This window comes from Gardnerella sp. DNF01159 (genome assembly GCF_049244215.1).
GTDB classification, from domain to species: domain Bacteria; phylum Actinomycetota; class Actinomycetes; order Actinomycetales; family Bifidobacteriaceae; genus Bifidobacterium; species Bifidobacterium swidsinskii.
Genome location: NZ_CP058387.1, coordinates 73,422 through 98,245, shown reverse-complemented (window position 1 = coordinate 98,245; position 24,824 = coordinate 73,422). Strand labels below are relative to the sequence as shown.

General features: G+C 44.1%; 18 protein-coding genes and 3 rRNA genes. 5 read left to right on the top strand and 16 right to left on the bottom strand.

Annotation, left to right across the window (positions count from 1 at the left end; all coding sequences use genetic code 11):
- Position 1: 1 nt before the first annotated feature.
- Genes HXT39_RS00400 through HXT39_RS00390 form a run of 3 tightly spaced genes read right to left on the bottom strand, consistent with a single transcriptional unit; the run spans position 2 to position 2,806 of the window.
- Positions 2 to 1,213: an ABC transporter permease gene (locus HXT39_RS00400; protein WP_103014047.1), complete on the bottom strand. Its 1,212-nt coding sequence runs from the start codon at positions 1,211 to 1,213 to the stop codon at positions 2 to 4.
- Positions 1,197 to 1,907, bottom strand: coding sequence for an ABC transporter ATP-binding protein (locus HXT39_RS00395; protein WP_102703485.1), 711 nt, complete (start codon positions 1,905 to 1,907; stop codon positions 1,197 to 1,199). The genes HXT39_RS00400 and HXT39_RS00395 overlap by 17 nt, the downstream gene beginning before the upstream one ends.
- Positions 1,904 to 2,806: an efflux RND transporter periplasmic adaptor subunit gene (locus tag HXT39_RS00390; RefSeq protein WP_102703486.1), complete on the bottom strand. Its 903-nt coding sequence runs from the start codon at positions 2,804 to 2,806 to the stop codon at positions 1,904 to 1,906. Before HXT39_RS00390 ends, HXT39_RS00395 begins: the two co-directional genes overlap by 4 nt.
- Before the next feature lie 476 nt (positions 2,807 to 3,282).
- Here HXT39_RS00390 and HXT39_RS00385 point away from each other — a divergent pair, with 476 nt between their 5' ends.
- From HXT39_RS00385 to HXT39_RS00370, 4 genes are all read left to right on the top strand, one after another.
- Complete coding sequence (locus tag HXT39_RS00385) at positions 3,283 to 3,954, top strand: response regulator (protein ID WP_004108214.1); 672 nt, start codon at positions 3,283 to 3,285, stop codon at positions 3,952 to 3,954.
- A complete protein-coding gene (locus HXT39_RS00380) occupies positions 3,951 to 5,111 on the top strand; it encodes a hypothetical protein (protein WP_004108215.1) in 1,161 nt (386 codons plus the stop codon). Before HXT39_RS00385 ends, HXT39_RS00380 begins: the two co-directional genes overlap by 4 nt.
- Positions 5,112 to 5,271: 160 nt before the next feature.
- Positions 5,272 to 5,742: a hypothetical protein gene (locus tag HXT39_RS00375; RefSeq protein ID WP_103014046.1), complete on the top strand. Its 471-nt coding sequence runs from the start codon at positions 5,272 to 5,274 to the stop codon at positions 5,740 to 5,742.
- A gap of 10 nt (positions 5,743 to 5,752) precedes the next feature.
- On the top strand, positions 5,753 to 6,124 hold the full coding sequence (locus HXT39_RS00370) for a hypothetical protein (RefSeq protein WP_004108219.1): 372 nt from the start codon (positions 5,753 to 5,755) through the stop codon (positions 6,122 to 6,124).
- A gap of 177 nt (positions 6,125 to 6,301) precedes the next feature.
- Here the strand turns inward: HXT39_RS00370 and HXT39_RS00365 are convergent, their stop codons facing one another.
- From HXT39_RS00365 to HXT39_RS00340, 6 genes are all read right to left on the bottom strand, one after another.
- Entirely contained in the window at positions 6,302 to 7,633 is a 1,332-nt protein-coding gene (locus HXT39_RS00365) for an ATP-binding protein (protein WP_233186364.1), read from the bottom strand.
- A gap of 154 nt (positions 7,634 to 7,787) precedes the next feature.
- Positions 7,788 to 8,507, bottom strand: a complete 720-nt coding sequence (locus HXT39_RS00360; RefSeq protein WP_102703492.1) for a nitroreductase family protein — start codon at positions 8,505 to 8,507, stop codon at positions 7,788 to 7,790.
- Positions 8,508 to 8,764: 257 nt separating this feature from the next.
- Positions 8,765 to 8,881 (bottom strand): 5S ribosomal RNA (rrf, locus tag HXT39_RS00355).
- A gap of 179 nt (positions 8,882 to 9,060) precedes the next feature.
- Positions 9,061 to 12,122, bottom strand: a 23S ribosomal RNA gene (locus HXT39_RS00350).
- Positions 12,123 to 12,500: 378 nt separating this feature from the next.
- A 16S ribosomal RNA gene (locus HXT39_RS00345) occupies positions 12,501 to 14,027 on the bottom strand.
- The 16S, 23S and 5S rRNA genes sit together here, the layout of an rRNA operon.
- A 191-nt stretch (positions 14,028 to 14,218) precedes the next feature.
- On the bottom strand, positions 14,219 to 14,365 hold the full coding sequence (locus HXT39_RS00340) for a hypothetical protein (RefSeq protein WP_162720529.1): 147 nt from the start codon (positions 14,363 to 14,365) through the stop codon (positions 14,219 to 14,221).
- Between the two features lie 538 nt (positions 14,366 to 14,903).
- Between HXT39_RS00340 and HXT39_RS00335 the strand changes: the two genes are divergently transcribed.
- Positions 14,904 to 15,677, top strand: a complete 774-nt coding sequence (locus HXT39_RS00335) for an SIR2 family NAD-dependent protein deacylase (protein ID WP_012914553.1) — start codon at positions 14,904 to 14,906, stop codon at positions 15,675 to 15,677.
- Positions 15,678 to 15,702: 25 nt separating this feature from the next.
- Here HXT39_RS00335 and HXT39_RS00330 read toward each other — a convergent pair whose 3' ends face one another.
- The 7 genes from HXT39_RS00330 to HXT39_RS00300 all read right to left on the bottom strand — a co-directional run bounded on the left by HXT39_RS00330 (position 15,703) and on the right by HXT39_RS00300 (position 24,699).
- Complete coding sequence (locus HXT39_RS00330) at positions 15,703 to 17,622, bottom strand: alpha-glucosidase (RefSeq protein WP_102703275.1); 1,920 nt, start codon at positions 17,620 to 17,622, stop codon at positions 15,703 to 15,705.
- Positions 17,623 to 17,835: 213 nt separating this feature from the next.
- The gene (locus HXT39_RS00325) at positions 17,836 to 18,804 is read right to left on the bottom strand and encodes a ketopantoate reductase family protein (protein WP_012914555.1); all 969 of its coding nucleotides are present in this window, start codon (positions 18,802 to 18,804) and stop codon (positions 17,836 to 17,838) included.
- 242 nt (positions 18,805 to 19,046) lie between these two features.
- A complete protein-coding gene (locus HXT39_RS00320) occupies positions 19,047 to 20,093 on the bottom strand; it encodes a ribokinase (RefSeq protein ID WP_004109420.1) in 1,047 nt (348 codons plus the stop codon).
- Between the two features lie 46 nt (positions 20,094 to 20,139).
- A complete protein-coding gene (rbsD, locus tag HXT39_RS00315) occupies positions 20,140 to 20,535 on the bottom strand; it encodes a D-ribose pyranase (RefSeq protein ID WP_004109421.1) in 396 nt (131 codons plus the stop codon).
- A 295-nt stretch (positions 20,536 to 20,830) separates the two neighbouring features.
- Entirely contained in the window at positions 20,831 to 21,769 is a 939-nt protein-coding gene (locus HXT39_RS00310; RefSeq protein WP_369827460.1) for a D-ribose ABC transporter substrate-binding protein, read from the bottom strand.
- Between the two features lie 263 nt (positions 21,770 to 22,032).
- Positions 22,033 to 23,034 carry an ABC transporter permease gene (locus HXT39_RS00305; RefSeq protein WP_004109423.1) on the bottom strand — a complete coding sequence of 334 codons (1,002 nt, stop codon included), beginning with the start codon at positions 23,032 to 23,034 and terminating at the stop codon, positions 22,033 to 22,035.
- Between the two features lie 171 nt (positions 23,035 to 23,205).
- Positions 23,206 to 24,699: a sugar ABC transporter ATP-binding protein gene (locus HXT39_RS00300; protein ID WP_033888531.1), complete on the bottom strand. Its 1,494-nt coding sequence runs from the start codon at positions 24,697 to 24,699 to the stop codon at positions 23,206 to 23,208.
- Positions 24,700 to 24,824 lie beyond the last annotated feature (125 nt).

Genomic DNA, 24,824 nt, shown 5'->3' with positions numbered 1-24,824 from the left:
ATTAACGCAATGCTAATGCTGGTTGTAAACGCGATGCTTTTATTGCCGGCACCACACTTCCAGCAAGTGCTGTGATAAAAGCCGCAATAACAGCTCCAATAGCGGCTTCATATGGGTAAACTGGCGGACTAACTGGGCTTGATGCATCCCAAAAACTTGATGCTATAGACACAAGACCAAAAGAAACAGCGACGGCAGCAATCGAGACTATTAGTGCTAAAATAATCGCACTGCCTAACACGAGTGAAGCAATCGACCATCTAGTAGCACCCAAAGCTCTGCGTATAAGAAGTTCATGTGTGCGCTGCTCCAACGATGCTAAACCAATATTGATTAAACCTAGCGCGGAAACAAAAAGCAATAATGCTGCTACGATAGCAAAACTTAATTGCAATACTGTTATCACATTCTCGTAATCATCACTATTATCATGTCTTCTAATTTCGTTTACTTGCCCACCACAACAGTCATAAAGAGCATCTGAAACATAAGATTTAATTGATTTTTGAGAACGATTTTCTTTATTTAACCAGTAGATTGAGCCGTGAGTTTCTTTTTCAGAATATTCCCAAAGAGTTGGAGCGTAACGTAACAAGCCTAGAATATTCACGTATGCTTTTGCTGAGTCTACGCCATCGTTCACAACTCCAACAATCCTTATAGGACTCATTTGTGTTGTTTTGCGAGAAGTAATAAATGCTACTTCACCAATCTTGTATCTTTTGCTAGCAGATTGGTTTACTACCATTTCTAATGCGTTGCTTTTAGCGCTATTACTAAACCATCTTCCACTTACAATAGGTAAGTTATAAACTTTATTGTATCCTGACGTAGTGTAAACAGCATCAACATATTGAAGATTGCTAGTTTTATATTCTTCGCTTATTTTTACGCTCTTCAAAGCTGGCATAGAAGCGCTAAACAGTAGCCCAGTGTTTGGTTGTAGCATAACGTTAGCGTTACGATTTGCGGATTCAATGCGATTTAAGAATTTGTTAAATACTGAATATTCGTCAAAATTTTGTGCTGAAAAAGTAATCTCGTATGTTGGTCTACGACCGTTTAGCTGTTCGTTAGTTGCAATAAGATAGTCCTTACCAACCGTGCCAATAAGCACTGACGCAATAACGGCAATGATGCCGATAAACATTGAAAAACCTGTAAGGAAGGATCTCATAGGAGACAGGCGCAAATCTTTAAGCAGCATGATCATAAAGAACACCGCCTTCCATAGTAAAAATGTGAGAGCAAGAACGAGCCACTTTCATATCATGAGTGACTAATAGTAATGTTGTTCCAGATTCTTGAACACGATCATGCAACACTTGAAGCACTTTTTCTCCCGTGCTACTATCGAGCGCACCAGTTGGCTCATCGCAAATAAGTAATTCGGGATTAGTGACGAGAGCACGCGCTATCGCGACTCTCTGCTGTTCACCGCCTGATAGCCTTCCAGGGTATTCATTTAGTTTATCTTGCAATCCAACAGCACATAATGCTTCTTCTATCGTTTTCCTTCTTGTCTGCTTGCTTTGTTGTAGCCCTGCGTACAAAAGCGGCAACTCAACATTTTCTCTAATGCTTAAATGCTTAATAAGCGAATAGTTTTGAAAAACAAAACCAATATTTCTAGCGCGCATATGCGATACTGTAGCATCACTACACTTTTGGATTGATTTGCCAGAATAATAGTATTTTCCAGTAAAATTTTTATTCAAAAATCCAATAATAGAAATAAGACTTGTTTTGCCGGAGCCAGACCTGCCAACTACCGCGTATGTTTCACCTTGATTAAGTAACATAGAAGCAGAGTTGACAGTGGTAAGCCATTCGCCATTGCCTAGTTTTACACGCGCTGACACGTCTTGTAGTTCAACCAGTGGAACAGGATTGTTCTCCATAATCATTGCACTCCTGGAATGAGATCAGGAGAAACACCTGCTACAACATCACCCTCATGCAAACCAGACGTAATTTCAATATTAGCGCCGTCACTGATTCCAAGACCAACTTCTTTACGCTCCCAATTATCGCCTTTCTTGTATGAGACTAATCCTTTTTGGACTCTTCCAGCAACTGCACTAACAGGCAGAGTTAGAACCGATTGTTTATGCTTGCCATTAAAAACAAGCGTCGCATTTTGGCCTGATTCTACTTCTGTGCTTTTATCTATTAAACACGTTAAAACTTTTGACGATACACTAGGCGTACTTTGCGCACTCGACTCATCTGTTTGAGTTGAATCAGCATTATCATTCTTGCTACTACCCGAAGCTGCAACATCTGTAGAAGTTCCACCGCTTTGTACTATTTGCAAACAATTGGTTGGCCCAACACCATCTTCAACTTGGAAGCGACCTTTAACATCTGCAATATCCGCAGAACGAAGTAAAGCTTTTGCGTTAAGGCTTATTGAAAAACCTTCATATTTAAGAGTAAATAGCGGGAAAGATTTAGGCACGTCCGCAGATGATTCAGCCACTGACACAACTTTAGCGTCTACTGGAGCAATAACTTTGTTACCAGCATTGTAGCCTAAAATACTTCCAGCTTTTACAGCACTTCCTGCTTTTACCGATGGAGAAAAATTCCCTCTACTTACAGCAGTGATAACAAAGGTAGACGATTGTTCTATTGTTGCTTTACCCGACACAACTTGTGTTAAAGGCTGTTTTTTGACTGAAATAAGTGGAACTGAATCATGCGATGCCTGCTGTTGACTATCATCAACTGCTCTACCAGCGCATGCAGTAAGCAAACACGCTGGCAGAGCAGCTAACAAGAATACTTTCGTAAACTTACGCATAACACAAAGTTCCTTACTCTCCAAACTCGTAGACACATAGGATGCGTCGAAACAAGCCTCTCAAACTGATCCAAAATAAATAAAAGGCTCGGCAATGCTGCAATTAACGCTTTTATGATTACCACTTCATTTAGAATTTCAGCTCTTGGTTAATAGCTTATAATCGCCGTAAAGAGTTTGCATCATACTAAATGATGATTTTATTTATGATTATTGGAGCTTGCGTAATACCAGAGAATGATTTATTTTGCATAGAGTTTATACACTACTGAGCAACTTGCTTGCGCATAGACGCAACCACATTGTGATTAAATCACTAAGCTTTAATCGAACTTATTCGCTGCGGAGTAACCCCCCGTAAGCTCCAGTAACTACCTTTATACAATCTGCTTTGTAAAGGTTTTCCTAGACAAGATATTCATCATACAAATTCAAGTACTATTATTACTTAAATAATGCTTTTCTAAAGGAGCAATATGATAGCAAAGCATATTACTGTTGGCATTGTTGATGATGATTGTTTTTGTCTACACGGCCTAAAAACATATATTGAGCAGGTTGTTCCGTCCTGCAGTATTTGCTGGTTATCCGCGTACGCCAATCAAGCAATTCAATTTTGTCAAAATCAATGCCCAGACGTGCTGCTAATTGACATGTATATGTCTGGGGTTTCGGGAATTAAAATATTATACGAATTGCGAAGAAGATACTCACTCCCAATAATAATTGCTATAACTTCATTCCCTATAAACGATTATGCTTTAAAAGCATCAACAGCAGGCGCACAAGGCATTGTTGGAAAGAACCACCCAGAAACTATTTGCGCCATGCTTAGCAGTATTGCCCATGGCACATTCAAGCCACAAATAATAGGCAATCTTCATTTTGACGACACGACGACAGCATTTCAACGTTTGCAAAATAAGCCAAAAAATGGACGCCTTGCTTTAACGGATCATGAGACTGAAATTGTAAAGTTGTGCAGTAGAGGAATGACTAATGCGCAAATCGCTAAACGTTTATTTGTTGAAACTTGTACTGTGGAAACTATCCTTCGTCGCGTGTTCAAAAAACTGAATGTGACGAATCGTTCACAACTTATTACTACATGGCTGCATGATGAATATTTAGGAAATGATACACAATGATTATTTTCTTAATGCGTCGTTTACGAGAAAAGCTTATTGACAATAAAACATTTTTACTATTGGGATGTTTGTCGAGCGCAATGGATGCGTATATTTACTCGAATAGCGACAATAGCACAATACAACTTGTTATAGTTTACATGATTCTTGCTGCTATAAATCTGTTCCTTTGCTTGCTTCCGCATTTTATGAGCATGTGCTATATTTTTGTGCATCTCAGCATTCTTGCTATTCCTAGTCTGAATCTTCCACCAGTAACTTTCGGGCTCATCATATCATTTGTTTTTATTTCGTATTTATATCCGATTCAATTTACACTACCTTTATTCTTAGTAATAGACGCATTACACTACGTTGCATACCGATACCTATCAACTTTATCTTTCAAGTATCTTATTGCTTACCTTTTAATAAATATATTTTGCGTTTGCACTGGTATTATTTTGCGTATTTCTCACCAAAAAATGGTTCTTTATGAAAAAGATAAGCAAACAATTAATAATCTTCATCTGGCTGTGCGAATGCACGATAGATTAACTAATAAGATTGCAGATATTGCACTACAAAGTAAAATAGCATTACTTGACAAGTCTATTTCTAAAAAACAGCGAAGTGCTATTGAGGCAATAAATGATTTGGCAGATCAGGCTTTTGAAGAAGGACATAATATTATCGACATTCTACGTGGAAATACTGCTAAGCAAGATGCTCGAAGCGAGTTCATTCAGCACATCGAAGATACACTACAAATGAACGACTCAATCAATACATCTTGTGGATTAAAAGGAAGATCCATATGCAATATATCTAGTAACGATATTCCTGAAGACATTAGCGATGAAATCATCTGTGAAGTTATTGAATTAATCGAAGAACTATATTTGAACATGCGAAAATATGCTTCTTTAGTTTATTACATCAGAATTTCGATACGTAAAAAACAAATTGTTATAAAACAGTTCAATGTTCGATTTTTGGGCGGAAAAAGTAAAGATGCAATTCGCTCAGTATCTCAAAAAGGACTTCTGCTTCATCGCGATACCATAAAGCATTTAGGCGGTTCACTCTATTTTCGAGCCTTTGGTAAGTATTGGGAATGTAATGCAGTTATACCTTTAAAAAATAAACATAACTATATAGATAGTATGCCTTACTGATTCAGTTTAAAAGATTAATGAATCTTAAACAGTTTTAGATAGTAATTATTTGTAAAGGTTTTCATATACAAGATATTGTTTACCTTTTAGCACGCCATTAATTTATAAATTGTCAAGATTTTTGGCATAAACAGTTACTTCTCGTACAGAAAGGCATATTATGAAGAAGTTAGCTATAGCATGCGTATTATCTGCTTCATTAATTTTTAGCAGTATTGTTGTTCCTTCTTCTACTGCACTCGCTCTTGAGCCAACAGATAGCACCGTTGAAAAAAACATAGCATGCGAACACATCACAACAAAAGATGGTTACCGCGTGTATGTAGTTAATGGATATCTCATTAAAATTCCAGCATCTAACGCAGAACCAACGCAAGCAGAGCTTCGTAACATGTTACAAGAACGTGGAAAAATTAGTCTTGTAGTTAAAACAATTAAAACTATTTATCATAAACTACCTAAGCAAGTTAAACAATTCATTAAAAGTCATTTAGGATTAAATGAGCTTATAAAATTTTTGGAGCATTGGACTGGAAAGATTGAAGACGGAATTTATAATGCCTGCAAATCAGCAGGGATGCCAGATTGGATGGCTTGGGTTGTAACAAAAGCAATTATGATGCTGCTATAGTAGGAAAAATATGAGTAATTCAGAATATACAAAAGCACAAATTCCATCCGTATTTTGGACAATAGCCAATGGCGTATTTCTTGCTAGCGGAATTGCGCTGATTGTAATGCGTAATGATTATCTATGGGGAGTGCCTCAAATTATCGCTGGATTATTTGGACTTGCAACCATGTTTCTCATTAAAAAACCGTGGTGCGCGCAGCTATATTTTATAGTATCTTCACTAGTCGTAATAGCAAATGGGCTTATGGAAATATTCGGCATAATCCACGGATCTGGATACGGTTATGTTCCGCTGATTATTGGCATAATCGTGCTTTTATTTATAGGCCTTGACAAGGATGAAAGTTCAAAAGCTCTTGGAATTGCCAAGAATAAATAAAAGCATTAGACTACGATTTTAACTTAAAAACATATCGCAATTTTCAAAGGTCAAGTTGTAGCCACACATCCTACAGCTTGACCTTTACTTATTTATCCGCTATTGATTTGTTCTGCATAGAGTTTATACACTACTGAGCAACTTGCTTGTGCATAGCCCCAACCGCATTGCATTAAATCACAGCTTAAGGCTATCCTCATTAAGCAAAAAATCAAATAGGTCCATGGTGACTACCCCACGATTATCTCTTGTAGCATGCAATCCATTTTTCGTAACTACTATCTTTTTGAAGGAATTATCAATATAGTAAAGCGAGCGTTTCTCTCGCAATGATTTTTCTTCCGTTGGCATAGCGGGCGCAGATTGTATATAATATTTTTCACTTCCCAAAGTAGCAATAAAATCTATTTCCAAAGATTTTTGCGCATAAATATCATGGTTATTTTTATCTTTTCGACCAGTATTTTCGGCAATATTCATTTCGCCAATATCCACGTTATATCCGCGATATCTTAATTCGTTGTATATAACATTTTCCATAATATGCGACTCTTCGATTTGCCTAAAATTAAGCAAAGCGTTGCGCACTCCAATGTCTTCAAAGTAAATTTTGAACAAGGAATCAATGTATTTTTTGCCCTTAATATTATACTTTTGAGCTTTACTTACAAGAAAAGCATCACTGTAATAGTCTATGAAACGACTAACAGTTGCTGAAGTAATTTCCCCATATCCGTGGCTAATAAACGTGTTAGAAAGTTTCCTTGGATTAACAGGAGCACCTATTGATGAAGCTATTACTTGCAAAGTTTCAGAAAGAGCCTGTTCTTTTCGCACGCCGTTTCGCTGAACTACATCTTTCAAATAAGTTTCTTTAACAAGATTTTCAAGGTAGTTTATTTGTTCCTCAACATTTTGCATTCTAGCTACAAGCGGTATTCCGCCAGTAACAATGTAATCTGCCCAAGATTCCGAAACCGTTTTGCTAGAACTTTCCATGTATTCGGCAAAAGTAAGAGGTTGAACGTGAACTTCTGTGCTTCTCCCCTTAAATTCAGTAACAATGTCTGATGAAAGAAAACGGGAGTTAGATCCAGTAACATATATGTCTAAATTTGCATGCCTTAAGTAACTGTTAAGTGTACCAACAAAATTGTCAAGCAATTGCACTTCGTCGAGGAAAATGTAAAACTTGTCACTATCATTTATTTGCGACGCAATGTAGCGACGGAACACTTTAGCATTTATAACGTAGCCAAGTTTTTTATCTGCGATTTTTACTGGCTCGCCATTTGCGAATGGCTCAAGACGATCAATATCTTCGTCTGCATCAAAGGCAAACCGAATAATATTCTTCTGCAAAACACCTTGAGAAATAAGAGAATTATAGAACAGCTCGTTAAGAATGAACGATTTTCCCGCGCGGCGCACACCAGTAATGATTTTAACCAGACCATTCCAACTAAGCTGGTTAAGTTTCTTTATGTACCTTTGACGATTGAAAATCATTCGCATTCCCTTTCCATCCACTTCTATCTTCAATTTAGCAAAGTACTTTGGGTTTTGCAAGATAGAATTAGCGAAAATAGGACATATTTAGCAATTCTATCTGATATTTTCCAAAGTACTTTGGGTTTTGCAAGATAGATTGGTTTTTGTGGAACTACTTTTCTTGCGCAAGTTCGATTGGCGGATGCTCCGCACGGAAAGCATTTACGTGCGCTTCAGACGCATACCCTAGCGCAAAACCAGTAATAAGCGCATACTCCGGCGGAATGTCAAATACTTCGTCAAGCGGTGAACGCCACGTGGCAAGAACGCCAAGCGGGCATGAATCTACGCCTTGATCTTTAGCAGCCAACAGTAACGTTTGCAGCATAATTCCAGCATCCAGCGCAGCAAATGGCAGAAAATCACGACGCACAAGCACAAATCCCATAACTGGCGCACCAAACGCCTGGAAGTTGCGCAAAGTGTGAGCATCTCGAGCAGGAAAATCTTTGCGATCAATATTTAAATGTTTATACAACGCCAACCCTAAACGCGCACTGCGCTCTTTAAGCGATTGCGGATACGGAGCCATTACAGGAAAATCTCCATCCGGCTGGCTCATTTTCTGAGCTATCATGCGCTCGTCTTCGCTAAGGGTAGCGTCTTTAGTACGAAACATTGCTTTGCATTTTTGCACATATGCGTCGATTAGCTGCTGCTTTAGTTCTCCTTGAGCAATAGCGAGCATGTAGCCACGAGTGTTGGACCAGCTCGGTGATTGTGCAGCTGTTTGTAAAATAGTTTCAAGTATTTTAGAATCGACTGGCTTATTTAGAAAATCACGTGCAGAAAATCGCGACTTTGCGAGTGCTTCAAAAGTTTGTGTAGTCATGCTTTTAGTATATCGCACCAAATACGCACGCAGTACTTTCCTCGCGTTTGCGCGACGACCTGCTTGAGCGCAGCATTGCGCGCGCGAAAGCAATTCGGAGCGTGAGCTTGCTCAGACGGAAAGTCCAGTGGACTTTCCTTGCAAGCTCAGCAGTGAGCGCTTATAGCGCGAGCGTTGTCCAGAGTTTGGAGGATTACAAAAACAGTAGTATACGAAAATAAAAAAGCGGGGAGTGAAAACTCCCCGCTAGAAAAATAATGCGGCAGCGTGCTAGTCTCCCACACCCTATCGAGTGCAGTACCCTCGCCGTGTCAGGCCTTAGCTTCCGGGTTCGGAATGGGACCGGGCGTCTCACCTGAGCCATGACCACCGCAAAACTAGATTATACACTCAAAACCATTGAGTGGCAACACGTGGCGGTTTGGGAACCGGACATGAACGCGAATAAAAACTCTCTTACCAACTGATCGTTAAGCAAAACATTCAGTACTCATTAACGCTAGAAGAATAATACTCATGAGGAACTCACCCTCCCCACTCACAAAAGTGAGGAAGAATGTCACCATCGCCCGTTAGTACTAGTCAGCTCCACCCCTTACAGGGCTTCCACATCTAGCCTATCAACCACGTGTTCTACATGGGGGCTCACACACTAAAGTGCAAGGAATGCTTATCTTGGAGCAGGCTTCCCGCTTAGATGCTTTCAGCGGTTATCCCTTCCGAACGTAGCTAACCGGCAGCGCCACTGGCGTGACGACCGGCATACCAGAGGTTCGTCCACCCAGGTCCTCTCGTACTATGGGCAGGTCTCCTCAACATTCCAACGAGCGCAGAGGATAGAGACCAAACTGTCTCACGACGTTCTGAACCCAGCTCGCGTGCCGCTTTAATCGGCGAACAGCCGAACCCTTGGGACCTGCTCCAGCCCCAGGATGCGACGAGCCGACATCGAGGTGCCAAACCATCCCGTCGATATGGACTCTTGGGAATGATCAGCCTGTTATCCCCGGGGTACCTTTTATCCGTTGAGCGATGCCACGTCCGTACGCCGGCACCGGATCACTATCTCCGACTTTCGTCCCTGCTCGACCCGTCAGTCTCACAGTCAAGCCCGCTTGTGCGATTACACTCAACACCCGATTGCCAACCGGGCTGAGCGGACCATTGAGCGCCTCCGTTACTCTTTAGGAGGCAACCGCCCCAGTTAAACTACCCGCCAGGCACTGTCCCTGACACGGATAACGTGTCGAGGTTAGACGCCAGATATGGAAAGAGCGGTATTTCACCTGTCGACTCCACGCAAGCTAGCGCCCACGCTTCACAGCCTCCCGCCTATGCTACACGATCCACACCTAACGACAATACCAAGGTATAGTAAAGGTCCCGGGGTCTTTTCGTCCTTCTGCGCTTAACGAGCATCTTTACTCGTACTGCAATTTCGCCGGGCTCCTGGCCGAGACAGTGGGGAAGTCGTTACGCCATTCGTGCAGGTCGGAACTTACCCGACAAGGAATTTCGCTACCTTAGGATGGTTATAGTTACCACCGCCGTTTACCGGGGCTTAAATTCACCGCTTCACCGAAGCTAACGGATCCTCTTAACCTTCCGGCACCGGGCAGGCGTCAGAGCGTATACAGCGGCTTACGCCTTCGCACGCTCCTGTGTTTTTGGTAAACAGTCGCTACCCCCTAGCTTGTGCCACCCCCAACAGCTCAACAGTGTAAAACCATATCACCATCAGGGGTCTCCCTTATGCCGAAGGCACGGGAGTAATTTGCCGAGTTCCTTGGCCAGGATTCGCCCGATCGCTTCGGTATACTCTACCAGACCACCAGTGTCGGTTTAGGGTACGAGCGGAATCACACCTCACGTTGAAGCTTTTCTTGGCAAGCAGGATCACCGGAATCAGCCTTACAGCCTACCCATCACGCCTCAGCTTTAACATCCCCCGGATTTACCTAGGAGACAGCCCACACGCTTAGCCACGGAAAACCACCTCCGCAGCCGGCTACCTACCCGCGTCACTCCCACGCTAACCTACTACCGATACAGTCCCAACACAAACCAGCCAACAACCCCGAAAGGCAATCAACCAGCAAATGAAGGTTAGTACTCTCAGATTCAGTTCGAACGGTGTAACACCGGTACGGGAATATCAACCCGTTCATCCATTCGACTACGCCTGTCGGCCTCGCCTTAGGACTCGACTCACCCGGGGACGACGAACGTGGCCCCGGAACCCTTAGTCATTCAGCGGACGGGATTCACACCCGTCTCTCGCTACTCATGTCTGCATTCTCACTCCTGTAAAGTCCACGACAAGTTCACACTGCCGCTTCACCCCATACAGGACGCTCTCCTACCCCGCATGAAACAAATCATGCAGCCGCGTCTTCGGTGGCGTGCTTAAGCCCCGCTACATTGTCGGCGCGGAACCACTAGACCAGTGAGCTGTTACGCACTCTTTCAAGGATGGCTGCTTCTGAGCCAACCTCCTGGCTGTCTATGCGACTCCACATCCTTTCCCACTTAGCACGCGCTTCGGGACCTTAGACGACGATCAGGGCTGTTTCCCTTTTGACGACGGAGCTTATCCCCCGCCGACTCACTGCCGTGATAAACCTAACAGGTATTCGGAGTTTGGCTGCTATTGGTACCCGGTATGGGCCCGCAAGCATCCAGTAGCTCTACCCCCTGTAAGCAATAACACGACGCTGCACCTAAATGCATTTCGGAGAGAACCAGCTATCACGGAATTTGATTGGCCTTTCACCCCTAACCCCAAGTCATCCCCCCAGTTTTCAACCTAGGTGGGTTCGGTCCTCCACACGGTCTTACCCGCGCTTCAACCTGCTCAGGGCTAGATCATCCCGCTTCGGGTCCAGGACATGCGACTCAAACGCCTTTTAAAACTCGCTTTCGCTACGGCTCCCCCACCCGGGTTAGCCTCGCCACATACCACTGACTCGCAGACTCATTTTTCGATAGGCACGCCGTCACCCCACAAAGAAGGCTCCGACGGATTGTAAGCGCACGGTTTCAGGAACTATTTCACTCCCCTCCCGGGGTGCTTTTCACCTTTCCCTCACGGTACTAGTACACTATCGGTCAGACAGGAATACTTAGGCTTACCCAACGGTCTGGGCAGATTCACGCGGGATTCCACGAGTCCCGCGCTACTTGGGAATAAACATAAAGAGACATCGCACGACAAGCTACGGGGCCATCACCCTCTACGGCTGGGAATTCAATCCCATTCACCTAGCACGACATTTTATCACTCTCCTCAACCCCGTCAGAGGCTGAACAGTCCATCCCACGACCCCGAATGCGCAACACCTGACGGCTATCACACGCACCCGGTTTAGCCTGATCCGCTTTCGCTCGCCACTACTCACGGAGTATCCTTTCCTGCAGGTACTGAGATGTTTCACTTCCCTGCGTACCCCCCACAAAAACTGTGGTGACCACTCATAACAGTGGCCGGGTCTCCCCATTCGGAAATCCTCGGATCAAAGCCCACTCGGCAGCTCCCCGAGGCATATCGCAGCCCGTCACGTCCTTCATCGGTCCTGTCTACCAAGGCATCCACCATACGCCCTTACCAGTGACAAACACTAAAGTAAGAACCCATCAGCAAAATTCTCTAGACAAAAAATCATCACACTAAACGATCACAAAACGATCAAGCGACTCCAACAAAAGGAGCCGGTTGAAATTGATAAAAGCAAAAAAATCGAAACAAAAAAGTTTCGCATTTTACTCGCGTCCACTATCCAGTTCTCAAACCACCACAACACCACAAAACCCAAGCCAAACACTCAAAAAGCATCAACCTGAAATCCTGTGAGTCAAGGACCGCAACCCCAAACAAAGGGGGGTGGCAATCCGGGAACCCAAAAGCATGCCCAACAAACTCATCAAAAAAACGTCAACTATTGTTTTCCACACCAGTAACCACACTCAAACCGAGCGTGCACAAAAACTCCGTAGAAAGGAGGTGATCCAGCCGCACCTTCCGGTACGGCTACCTTGTTACGACTTAGTCCCAATCACGAGCCTCACCTTAGACGGCTCCATCCCAAAAGGGTTAGGCCACCGGCTTCGGGTGCTGCCCACTTTCATGACTTGACGGGCGGTGTGTACAAGGCCCGGGAACGCATTCACCGCGACGTTGCTGATTCGCGATTACTAGCGACTCCGCCTTCACGTAGTCGAGTTGCAGACTACGATCCGAACTGAGACCGGTTTTAAGGGATCCGCTCCATGTCACCATGTCGCATCCCGTTGTACCGGCCATTGTAGCATGCGTGAAGCCCTGGACGTAAGGGGCATGATGATCTGACGTCATCCCCACCTTCCTCCGAGTTAACCCCGGCGGTCCCCCGTGAGTTCCCGGCATAACCCGCTGGCAACACAGGGCGAGGGTTGCGCTCGTTGCGGGACTTAACCCAACATCTCACGACACGAGCTGACGACGACCATGCACCACCTGTGAACCTGCCCCGAAGGGAAACCACATCTCTGCAGTCGACAGGCACATGTCAAGCCCAGGTAAGGTTCTTCGCGTTGCATCGAATTAATCCGCATGCTCCGCCGCTTGTGCGGGCCCCCGTCAATTTCTTTGAGTTTTAGCCTTGCGGCCGTACTCCCCAGGCGGGACGCTTAACGCGTTAGCTCCGACACGGAACCCGTGGAATGGGCCCCACATCCAGCGTCCACCGTTTACGGCGTGGACTACCAGGGTATCTAATCCTGTTCGCTCCCCACGCTTTCGCTTCTCAGCGTCAGTAACAGCCCAGAGACCTGCCTTCGCCATTGGTGTTCTTCCCGATATCTACACATTCCACCGTTACACCGGGAATTCCAGTCTCCCCTACTGCACTCTAGCCCGCCCGTACCCGGCGCAGACCCACCGTTAAGCGATGGGCTTTCACACCAGACGCGACGAACCGCCTACAAGCTCTTTACGCCCAATAATTCCGGATAACGCTTGCGCCCTACGTATTACCGCGGCTGCTGGCACGTAGTTAGCCGGCGCTTATTCGAAAGGTACACTCACCCGAAAGCTTGCTCCCAATCAAAAGCGGTTTACAACCCGAAGGCCTTCATCCCGCACGCGGCGTCGCTGCGTCAGGGTTTCCCCCATTGCGCAATATTCCCCACTGCTGCCTCCCGTAGGAGTCTGGGCCGTATCTCAGTCCCAATGTGGCCGTCCGCCCTCTCAGGCCGGCTACCCGTCGAAGCCTAGGTGGGCCATTACCCCGCCTACAAGCTGATAGGACGCGACCCCATCCCATGCCACTAAACACTTTCCCAACAAGACATGCGTCAAGTTGGAGCATCCAGCATTACCACCCGTTTCCAAGAGCTATTCTGGAGCATGGGGCAGGTTGGTCACGCATTACTCACCCGTTCGCCACTCTCACCAACCAGCAAGCTGGTCAGATCCCGTTCGACTTGCATGTGTTAAGCACGCCGCCAGCGTTCATCCTGAGCCAGAATCGAACCCTCCACGAAAAACTTCAATGAAGAGCCAACAAAAGGCTCCAATATTAAAAAGAAAAAGACGAGACATTCTTTAAGGAAAGAACATCCCAACAAAAACCTCACCACCATTTAACCATCTCTCAGGCACCCTGCAATCTGCAAGGCAGGCAATGAACTGGCAATAATTAACTAATAAGTAGTACAGACACGCTCTTGAGTTCTCAAACCACCACCACACCAGCCGGCCCATCAACCTCAACCGAGGAGAACCAGCCGCGCTGAGCAGCAAGAGATAAACTTACACCAACCCACGCTAAAACGCAAACCCACCAAAAACAAACACCCCAAAACCATTGAAAACAAGCCAAAACACCGGCGTGTCGAAAATCGCGAAAAAACACCAAAAAACCAACACAAGACCAGGAACAATAATCAAAACCAACAAAAAATAATCAAGAATAGCCCCAAAAACATCAAAACCGGGAGTGTCGCATCGACTTGCTTTTCGCTTAAAGCGTAGCGCGAAAAGCAACCCGATGCGGTAGCGCTTGCTTATGCAGAAAGCACAGTGTGCTTTCCGCGCAAGCGCGCAAACAATTACGCTTTCTTTAAACTAATTAAGAAAGCGTAATCTGACGACCAAAGAAGATTAACTTAAAGTGAGCTTAATGCGGTAGCGCTTGCTTTACAACGCTCGCACAAACTCAGCAGCAGTACATACAAAATATATGAGCTCTATTTATGAAATAAAAAATACCTATATAAATAGATACTTATTAAATAAACTTTTATAAAGCATACAAAGCACATAAAAACACAAAAAGCGTAAAGCGCATAAAGAAAAAAGAAAAATAAGAAAATAAGAATAGGGTATTAACAGACATTAATAAAAGAAGGAGCAGAAGAATGAGCAACAAGCAATCGAGCAATAAAGCACACCACATTGTTGTGCTCACAGGCGCAGGAATCTCCACAAGCGCAGGCATTCCTGACTTTCGCGGTCCAGATGGAGTTTGGACTAAACACCCAGAGCAAATGAGCGTTTATGACATAGACGCATTTTTAAGCAGTAAAGAGGAACGCGTCTACTCTTGGCGCTGGCAAAAAGAGTCTCCCGTTTGGAACGCACAGCCAGGAACAGCACACAAAGCACTTGTAAAACTCGAGAAGGCAGGAATGCTCGACCTTATAGCCACACAAAACTTTGACGCACTTCACGAAAAAGCTGGCAATAACCCAGACATTATAGTGAACTTGCACGGAAGCATTGGAACCTCACACTGCATGAGTTGCCACGCGAGCTATAAAACTGCCGATATTATGGCAGATTTAGATGAGCACCCGGATCCGCATTGCAGGCGCACTCTGCCGTACCGCAGCAATATGCCTTGTAATGGTCTCATAAAAACAGACGTTGTTTATTTTGGAGAAGCGCTTCCAGAAGGTGCTATGGAACGCAGTGCGCAAGCAATAGTTAAAGCGGACGAGCTGTGGGTTATTGGTTCCACGCTGGAAGTATTCCCAGCTGCCAGCCTCGTGCCGTTAGCTGCGCGCGCTGGAGTGCCGATTACGATAATGAACCTGGGCTCTACGCAATACGACTATTTGGCAGAGCGTATTATTCGCGAAGATATTGCGAAAGCTCTGCCAAAGTTAGTAGACGAAACTATTGCAAAGTGATTATTGCAAATTAACGCTATTAAAACTATTGCAAAGTAACAGCTATACCTTCCCAAGGCGCAAGCGTACCGTTTTTAAGCGATGTAAGCGCGTGATTCACGTCGTAGGTCGTAACCATTACGTCACGCCCTACAAAAGCGTTAGAGGCGCAATTTTGCAATAATTGCGCGCTCTGCGTAGGGATAGGCACAGTTGAGTCAGTCATATTAACCATTACGAGCATGCGTTCTGTAGATTCCGCGGAATTTGCAGCAGATTCCGCAGCAGTCTCTGCAGAATCTTCCTGCTTTTCGCAACCAGATTTAAGCTCGCGCACGAAAGCATACACGCACTCGTCATCTGCATCAACCAAATCCCAAGAACCAGCAGAAACAATCGGTTCCGAATGACGAAGCGCAATCAAATACTTATAGAAAGCGTAAACGGAATCTGAATCTTCCATCTGCTCTGCTGCGTTAATATCCACATAATTAGGATTCACACTAATCCACGGCTCTGCGTTATTTACCGACTGAACATTAAAAGGCATGAATCCCGCGTATTTAGAAGCATTCCACTGCATTGGAGTTCGAGAATTGTCGCGGCCGCGCTTTGCGAGCGCATCCATCATCGACTCAGCAGACTGAATATGCGCTTCTTCTACGCGCTGCTTAAACATATTCAACGCTTCCAAATCGCGATACTGCTCGAGACGCGTAAAGTGCGCGTTAGTCATACCAATTTCCTCGCCTTGGTACACGTAAGGCGTGCCGCGGTGCATGTGAAGAAGCATGGCAATCGCCTTAGCAGAGCGCACGCGCATCTCCTCGCTAGCCTCACTACCCCAGCGAGAAAGCGCACGCGGCTGATCGTGATTATTAAAGAACAGGCTCGCCCAACCAGCATCCGCTACCGCTTGTTGCTGCTCTGCCATCACGCTCTTTAATGCCGTAAGCTTTAGCGGCACAGGATTCCACTTAGTACCGTTTTCGCAATCGATATCCACATGATTGAACAGGAATAACATGTCAAGTTCGCTGTGGGCAGGGTCAGTAATATAAGTATTACGGTGCGGAGAAATTCCCGGAGCCTCGCCGACAGTAAGATAACCTTCGCGACCGTCGAAAACTTCTGCACGCATCTCACGCAAGAATTCGTCTAAACGAGGACCGTCCGAGCAGAACGGGAATGGCGAAGAATAGCCGTCAGCACCAGCTGGCAAATCTTCAATTTGGCAGCCATCTTCACCCGGCAAACGACCTTCAGAATCAACATGCTTGGAAATTTGCGTAATCACATCCATGCGGAAGCCATCAATTCCGCAATCCATCCACCAATTCATCATCTTGTACACGGCAGCGCGAACCGCGGGATTTTCCCAATTCAAATCTGGCTGCTTTGGCGAATACTGGTGAAGGAAGTATTCTCCGCGCTTCGGATCGTAAGTCCACGCGGAACCGCCGAAATACGAACCCCACTTATTCGGCTCCGCACCCGGCTCACCAGGCACACAACCTTCACGCGCAGGCCTCCACCAATACCAATCAGCGTAATCACTAAAAGCATCTCTTGAAGCCTGGAACCAAGCGTGCTCGTCAGAAGTGTGATTTACTACTAAATCCATCACGACTTTAAGACCGCGCTCGTGAGCTCCAGCCAGCAGCTCGTCCATATCTTCCAAAGTTCCGAAAAGCGGATCAATATCTTGATAATCGGAAATATCGTAGCCGTTATCGTCTTGTGGGGACTTGTAAACAGGGCTGAGCCAGAGCACGTCAACGCCTAAATCAGCCAAATAATCAAGGCGCGAAGTAATTCCCTTCAAATCACCAATGCCGTCACCGTTCGTATCCTGGAAGCTTCGTGGATAAATCTGATACACAACTGCATTCGCCCACCAAGGGTTTGGAGTAGCGCCGTTTGTGCGCACGGATTCTGGCAAGTTTGCTCTGTCAAAAGTAGTCATTTAATCCCCATCAATTTACGTTAATAAGTATTTTTATTACAGTTTTATTCATTACAAATAATTTTATTTATTTAGTAGTATTTATTATTTTAGACTCTAAATTTTATCAGCATATTAGATGTTACGCGCGGATAATAAAAAGCGACCCGCAGTAAAAACCGCGAGCCGCGCCTCCTTCTCATTCATGTTACGAATTGTAGAATGCTCTCCAAATCATTGCTGATGGTGCAATTTAAAAGCAAGTTCCGCTAAGTGTACGCCGTGAGTTAAGAATTCGTGAGTGCGGCAAACGTAATCATTTTCGCGACCGAGCTTTGCTATGTAACCATTAATGTAATCGACTTCAGTCTTTCGTCCGCGACTCATATCTTGGTACATAGAAGGATAGTGCAGAGGATTTGCAACGCGACTTACGTAATCGATAGCCTCTAGCTCCTGCTGACGCGTATTAACCATACGAATTCCGGCACGATCGCACACGTCGTACGCTTCGTTAATAAGCTGTTGAGCCATATCCATAGCCCCAGGGTACGAAATAAACTGACCCATTTGAATCTGATACATTGTGCACAAAGTGTTAACTACGGAATTGAAAACTACCTTCGCCATGCACGTACCCTTGAAATCTTCCGTAATAGTAGGATTCAATCCGGCAGCTTTAAAGTCGTCTCGCATAGCAAGCTCAACGTCACTCACCTGCTCGTTCAACGCGCACATATTCATAGTTCCAACGCCAACTTTACCAATAAAATCAACGTCGCCTGGACCGTTCAAAACGGTTGCAATCATGGCAGTTCCGCCGTAAATATGATCATCCGGGAAGTACTGCTGCAACTTTTCAAAATGACCCCAGCCATTCATAGCAGCAAACACAACCTGATGCTCTTTAAACAGATGCTTACAACGCTCCAACATTTCCGCAAGCTGCATTTGCTTCATAAACACAATCCACACGTCTGGATCGCCGTCATAATCTTCAGGCGTATACATATTAATCGGCACCAAATGACGGTTTTCATGGTCACGGCTCACCATTACGCCGCCTTGCTCGCGAACTTTATTCACATTCTCATCCCAGGCATCAATGAAATCAACATGAATGCCAGCCGTTTCCTGCAACAAAACGCCATAGCGATATCCCATAGCTCCCGAACCGATCATTGCATATTTCATGCCACTCATAGTGACACCTCCTTTTAGGTAAAAATGTGCTTAGGCGAAATTCGTGCATACATGAAAATTCGTCGAAGCGACTGTAAATATAGTAAAAAGCAGTAAGGCTGATTGTAGTGACTAAAATCAGCCAACTGCTTTTTGGTTTTTATAGCATATTACACAGTTTTAGAAGAATGTCAAAATTCTGCGCATCGGCAAGGCGCGAACGTCAACTGAATATACTTACAATTTATGCATGCATCACCTACTTACAAGTGAAAAAATTGACGAATTTGAGCAACTGTACCGTAAGAAGCTTGTGCACCAAAACCAGTAGCAGCATATGCAGCTACATAAGAAGCGAGTGACGCTGCATCAACCAACCGCATATCCACAGACAAACACGCAAGCACAGTACCCATAAAAGCATCGCCACAACCCGTAGTATCAACGGCATTGACATGCTGAGCCATAATTCGATGCACCGAATTATCAGCATAATCCAAAACCATAGACCCACGTGAGCCAAGTGTTACTATTGCCTCATTAAAGCCAAACTCATGCATTGCATGAAGCGTATGCTTCCAATCAAATGAATCCCAATCACCGCTATCTGGTTCTGAAATATGCAATAGCTGTGCCATTTCATGCTCATTGACCAGTAAGATATCTGCAGATCGTATAAGATCTTGCGGTAATGTATCCAAAAAAGGCGAATTATTAAGCAAAACTTTTACGCCATGCTCATGCGCTAAGCGAGCGCACATCGTAACCGATTCTAATGGACTTTCCAAGCAAAGCCCTAATACTTTTGCATTAGTAATAGCAGCTTGCACAGATGGCGACTGAATATAATCAATATCAACTTGCGAGTTAGACCCAGGCGCATAAACAATAGTATTTTCGCCACTTTGCGCATCCACTGTAATCACTGTTGCGCCACTGTTGCAATTGGGTACATGACGTACATACGTCGTATCAACACCAGATTCTCGCAAAGCACCAGTAAGAAAATCAGCATTAGCATCATCACCTACAGCACCGAACATACATACGTGCGCACCAAGCTTTGCAGCAGATACTGCCTGATTACCTGACTTACCTCCAGGCAGTATTCGTATTTCGTTACCTTTAATGGTCTCACCAGGCATAGGAAGACGATTAGCAACAATAGTATAATCCGCATTCATAGAACCAACTATCGCTACAGTAGGCATCTTCATATTTCGTAACGCAGGCAATGTCTCATGTTGCAAAGCCACGTTAACAGGCTGAATGACTTTAATCTTTTCTAAACTCTCTAACGAGTCAAGCATATGATAACTACACATAATTCTCCCTAAATATTGCGCAAAACAAAGCTTAGAATGGAACGCCACAACGCAGCAACACGTTAGAATACGGAGTAGTCTCACCCGTTCGAATCACGAATTTAGCTTGCGAAACAAGAGCCTTAAACCCTCGTTCGCCATCATGCGGCACATAAGTCAATGGCACACCAAGCAAATCCTTGATCCATGTTTCTGGAACATCATCACAAGCTTCTTCCGCCATAATACCAGACTCAAGAACAAGATCATCCTTTATTGACGCAAGCACATCAGGAAATCGCGGTATTCCAAAAACCAAAGCTAAATCAATAACTTCTACGCCCGCTGGGACAGGCAAGCCACAGTCAGAAACAACAAATTGATCCTTATGCCTCAATTTTGCAATAGCAGCTGCTAATTGTGCGTTCAAAATACCATGAGTTAACATAATTCACCCCATATCGTGGCTCATGAAAGTGACATCAACAATGATCATCACCTTCATAACAAGTGCGCCACCACGAACATATATGATAAAAAATCTTATTAAGAAAACAATGGCGTTGAGAACACTAAAGCATACGGTATTAATAAATTTTACTGTTGCGATTATTTTCACGAAAGCATCATGAATGCTCTCAACACCATATAAATTTTGCATTAGCTATATTAATCCATAAAACTACTCAACATAAACTTTAATGTTTATATACAGAATTACATAGTTTTATGCAAAATATGTATTACTCAAAATCACCCACATTCTTTACTGTCACTGTTTTCACAGTAATTGGTTCAGTCTTTGGAACACTTTGCCCTTTAATAGCTTTTACAGCAGCAGCAACGGCAGAACGACCAAGTTCCTTTGGCTGCTGAGCAATTGTTCCAGCCATTGCGCCGGCCTTAATAGCTTTCATACCGTTAGCAGTGCCATCGAAACCGACTACTTTAATTTCTTTACCAGCTTTAGCTCCTAATGCTTGAATGGCACCTAATGCCATCTCGTCATTTTCGGCGTAAATGCCGGTTGCATTCGGGTGCGATTGCAACAAATTAGTAGCCACATTTAATGCTTCAGCACGGTCAAAGTTAGCAGTTTGTTCTGCTACAACTTTAATATTTGAATATTTCTTAATACGATCTTTGAATCCTTTGCCACGGTCGCGAGTAGAAGCCGCTCCAGGAATACCTTGCAAAATCAAAACTTCACCCTTTTCGCCCATACTATTAGCTAGCGTGTCAGCAGCCTGAGCACCACCAGCAACGTTATCGGAAGCAATATGCGAAGTAACTTTTTCACCAGTTACAGAACGGTCAACAGAAATCACAGGCAAGTTCGCGCTTAGCAACGGGGCAACTGCAGGACCAGCAGCATCAGAATCTACAGGGTTAATAATAACAACTTTTGCACCTTGTGATTGAGCATTCTGCGCTTGATCCTGCTGCTTTGCAGAATCATTCTGAGCGTCGGAAACTTGCAAATCAACACCAAGTTTCTTTGCTTCAGCTTGGGCACCATCACGCAAATCCACAAAGAACGGATTGTTCAAAGTAGAAACTAGCAATGCGACTTTATCGCCACCATTAGTACTACCACATGCACTCATGCTGACAATAAGTGCAGATGCTGCTGCAACCGCGCAAGCAATCTTTACGCCTCGACGCATAATTGGATAATTCATCATATCTCCTTTGATTATTGCCCTGTGCTACCGCAAGTTTTAGTTCGATAAATCCACAATGTTGCAGTGACATAAGGCTGATGTTTCACCATCTCTTTACCTTATTGTTACGTAGTTTTGAGTTATAAAGTTCAGTTATAATATTCCAAATCGTCTCAATTCTTGCTGAAAATATTGATTACTCGCCACTTACGAATCAACATTTGCAAGATTCACCTCCTTCCTACGAGAAGATCAAGTTTATAAAAAGTATTAATTTGCTGTCAGTGCGTATCTTCCTTGCGGCGCAAAGTGTCAAGGCTCACAGCAAAGGCAATAACCAAACCAATAACTACTTGCTGCCAGAAGGAGGAAACATTCAAAATATTCAAGCCATTACGAATTACAGCCAGCAAAATTGCTCCTACGAAAGTGCCAGAAATCTTACCTTTACCGCCCGAAAGCGAAGCACCACCGATAACAACAGAAGCAATAGCATCCATTTCATAGCCAGCGGCAGCCTGAGGCTGAGCGGAATGTAAACGACCGGCAATAACTAAACCAGCGATGGCAGCGAAAATACCGGAAAAAACAAACACCATAATTTGCGTTTTATGAATATTGATACCAGAAAGGCGAGAAGCCTCCATATTTCCACCAACAGCATACATAGAACGACCAGTAGTGGTGAAGTTCAGTATTACTGCAGCAATAACACCCATGATAATCATCATCACAATTGGCATTGGAATACCTAATATCTTGGCACCAAAGAAATTCACCATGCCAGAAGTGGAAATAGGACGACCGTCTGAAACAACAAGGGTAAGTCCACGCGCAACAGACATCATTGCCAATGTAGCAATAAACGACGGTAACTTAAGAAAAGCGTTTGCAACACCTGAAATAAGACCAAAAAGCGCACCGGTTACTATGCCTACAACAACAGTTAACACTGGTGGCAAACCCATAGAAACGCCTGTATACGCAACCAACATACTAGAAATTGCAGCCACCGCACCTACTGACAAATCAATACCAGCGGACACGATAACAAAGGTTTGACCGAATGCCAAAATAGCAACTGTCGCAGCTTGAATACCCACATTGAGAATATTCACACTTGTCAAAAATGCTGGCGTGGCGCACGAAAGCGCAGCACACAAGATAATCAAGCCGATAAGAGCGCCATTGCGTGATGCAAACTTTTTCGCTGCAGGCAAAAATCCTTTATCAACTGCACCGTATCCCAAATGCTCAGATTTTGCACTACTCGTAGCAGCCATAATTTATACTCCTTTAACAAATTTTGCTATAACTCACTGCACTGCTGTGTGCAATAAATTGTTGTATGCAAGTTTTACGTTTGATTGGTAACTTTAATTTTTAAGATTTCAATATGGCTCATGTATCAGTTTCATATTGAAAGCAGTAAGGTTTTACTCATTCCTGTATGCTCAAATACCAGATGTATTAAGGTGAGTCACTGCAAGTTCCATCACACTTTCCTGCGTAGCCTCGCTTGCAGCTAATTCACCGCTGATTCTGCCGTTCGACATCACCAATACGCGATCTGACATGCCAAGCACTTCAGGCAAATCTGAGGATGCCATCAGCACAGCACCTCCATTTTCTACGATACTGTTAATCAACTCGTAAATTTCTACACGAGCACCAACATCAACACCACGAGTAGGCTCATCCAGCAATAGCACTTTCACGTTCGCCATAGACCATTTGCCGAACACGATTTTTTGTTGATTACCGCCAGATAGCGAACCAGCGAGTTGATCAATGTTTGCCATACGAATACGCAATTTTTTTGCAGTTTCTTCCTCGCGAGTACGCTGCCCTTTCAAATCCGCAAATCCTGCATGTGCTGTAGGAACTAATGTAGAAATTCCCAAATTTTCTGCAACAGATGCTTCAAGAATCAACCCTTGTACTCGACGATCTTCTGGGACTAAACCAAGACCAGCTGCGATGCTTCCTGCAATATTCGCTTTTGCAATAGATTTACCATCAACAGTTATTGAACCTGAATCATAACTATCTGCACCAAATATTGCACGAAGAACTTCGGTACGACCAGCACCTACCAAACCTGCAAGACCCACAACTTCGCCAGCATGAACGCTGAAGGATACATTTTCTAACGTACCTTTTCGCGTTAAGCCTTCTACTTTTAGCAGCTCTTTGCCTTGACTACGTTTGCCATGAGGGAATTGATTTGTAATATCACGACCTACCATGAGTTTTACAAGTTCCTTCTCAGGAACTTGCGCATCAACAGTATCGACGTATTTGCCATCGCGAAGTACGGTTACAACATCACCAATACGCGCAATTTCATCTAAATGATGAGAAATAAACACCATTCCAACATTTTTGGATTTTAAATCTTCCATAATGTTAAATAACTGTTCACATTCTGGTTTTGTTAGAGCAGCTGTTGGTTCATCAAGAATAAGGATAGATGCATGCTGCATAAGTGCTTTGGCTATTTCTACCATCTGTTGACGAGCTACACCAAGTTGTCCCATTGGCTTATTGACATCTTCATCTAAACCGATAACTTGCAATGCAGATTCCGCACGAGCACGCATCGTCGCGCGACTAACAAAACCAGCTTTCGTAGGAAGCATACCAAGGAACAAATTTTCCATAATAGAAAGTTCTGGCACCAAATTTAACTCTTGGTGAATCACAGCAATGCCCAATTTGCGAGCAGTATCCACATTAGGAATTCGCGCTGTTTCACCATTGATCTCAATATGACCTTTATCTGGCTGATAAATGCCGCTCATCATCTTAATAACTGTTGACTTGCCCGCACCATTTTCACCAAGGAGAACATGCACTTCACCTGGTTTTACTGTTACAGACACATTGTCAACTACCGTAGAATTACCGAATATTTTCGATACTCCTACTAGCGATAGTTCCGTCATGTCTTACCTCTTTCTTCGCTACAGCACCACTGCTGCCACGAAAATGCAATAAATTACGCTACATTACGCTTGTACTTTGGATGAGAATTATGCCGCAATGTGCATGCAAAAACGTAACAACAACG

Excerpts from the sequence above, each read along its gene's own strand:
- HXT39_RS00400 (WP_103014047.1), bottom strand. The coding sequence starts at position 1,213 with ATGATCATGCTGCTTAAAGATTTGCGCCTGTCTCCTATGAGATCCTTC.
- HXT39_RS00395 (WP_102703485.1), bottom strand. The coding sequence starts at position 1,907 with ATGATTATGGAGAACAATCCTGTTCCACTGGTTGAACTACAAGACGTG.
- HXT39_RS00390 (WP_102703486.1), bottom strand. The coding sequence starts at position 2,806 with ATGCGTAAGTTTACGAAAGTATTCTTGTTAGCTGCTCTGCCAGCGTGT.
- HXT39_RS00385 (WP_004108214.1), top strand. The coding sequence starts at position 3,283 with ATGATAGCAAAGCATATTACTGTTGGCATTGTTGATGATGATTGTTTT.
- HXT39_RS00380 (WP_004108215.1), top strand. The coding sequence starts at position 3,951 with ATGATTATTTTCTTAATGCGTCGTTTACGAGAAAAGCTTATTGACAAT.
- HXT39_RS00375 (WP_103014046.1), top strand. The coding sequence starts at position 5,272 with ATGAAGAAGTTAGCTATAGCATGCGTATTATCTGCTTCATTAATTTTT.
- HXT39_RS00370 (WP_004108219.1), top strand. The coding sequence starts at position 5,753 with ATGAGTAATTCAGAATATACAAAAGCACAAATTCCATCCGTATTTTGG.
- HXT39_RS00365 (WP_233186364.1), bottom strand. The coding sequence starts at position 7,633 with ATGATTTTCAATCGTCAAAGGTACATAAAGAAACTTAACCAGCTTAGT.
- HXT39_RS00360 (WP_102703492.1), bottom strand. The coding sequence starts at position 8,507 with ATGACTACACAAACTTTTGAAGCACTCGCAAAGTCGCGATTTTCTGCA.
- HXT39_RS00335 (WP_012914553.1), top strand. The coding sequence starts at position 14,904 with ATGAGCAACAAGCAATCGAGCAATAAAGCACACCACATTGTTGTGCTC.
- HXT39_RS00330 (WP_102703275.1), bottom strand. The coding sequence starts at position 17,622 with ATGACTACTTTTGACAGAGCAAACTTGCCAGAATCCGTGCGCACAAAC.
- HXT39_RS00325 (WP_012914555.1), bottom strand. The coding sequence starts at position 18,804 with ATGAGTGGCATGAAATATGCAATGATCGGTTCGGGAGCTATGGGATAT.
- HXT39_RS00320 (WP_004109420.1), bottom strand. The coding sequence starts at position 20,093 with ATGCTTGACTCGTTAGAGAGTTTAGAAAAGATTAAAGTCATTCAGCCT.
- rbsD (WP_004109421.1), bottom strand. The coding sequence starts at position 20,535 with ATGTTAACTCATGGTATTTTGAACGCACAATTAGCAGCTGCTATTGCA.
- HXT39_RS00310 (WP_369827460.1), bottom strand. The coding sequence starts at position 21,769 with ATGAATTATCCAATTATGCGTCGAGGCGTAAAGATTGCTTGCGCGGTT.
- HXT39_RS00305 (WP_004109423.1), bottom strand. The coding sequence starts at position 23,034 with ATGGCTGCTACGAGTAGTGCAAAATCTGAGCATTTGGGATACGGTGCA.
- HXT39_RS00300 (WP_033888531.1), bottom strand. The coding sequence starts at position 24,699 with ATGACGGAACTATCGCTAGTAGGAGTATCGAAAATATTCGGTAATTCT.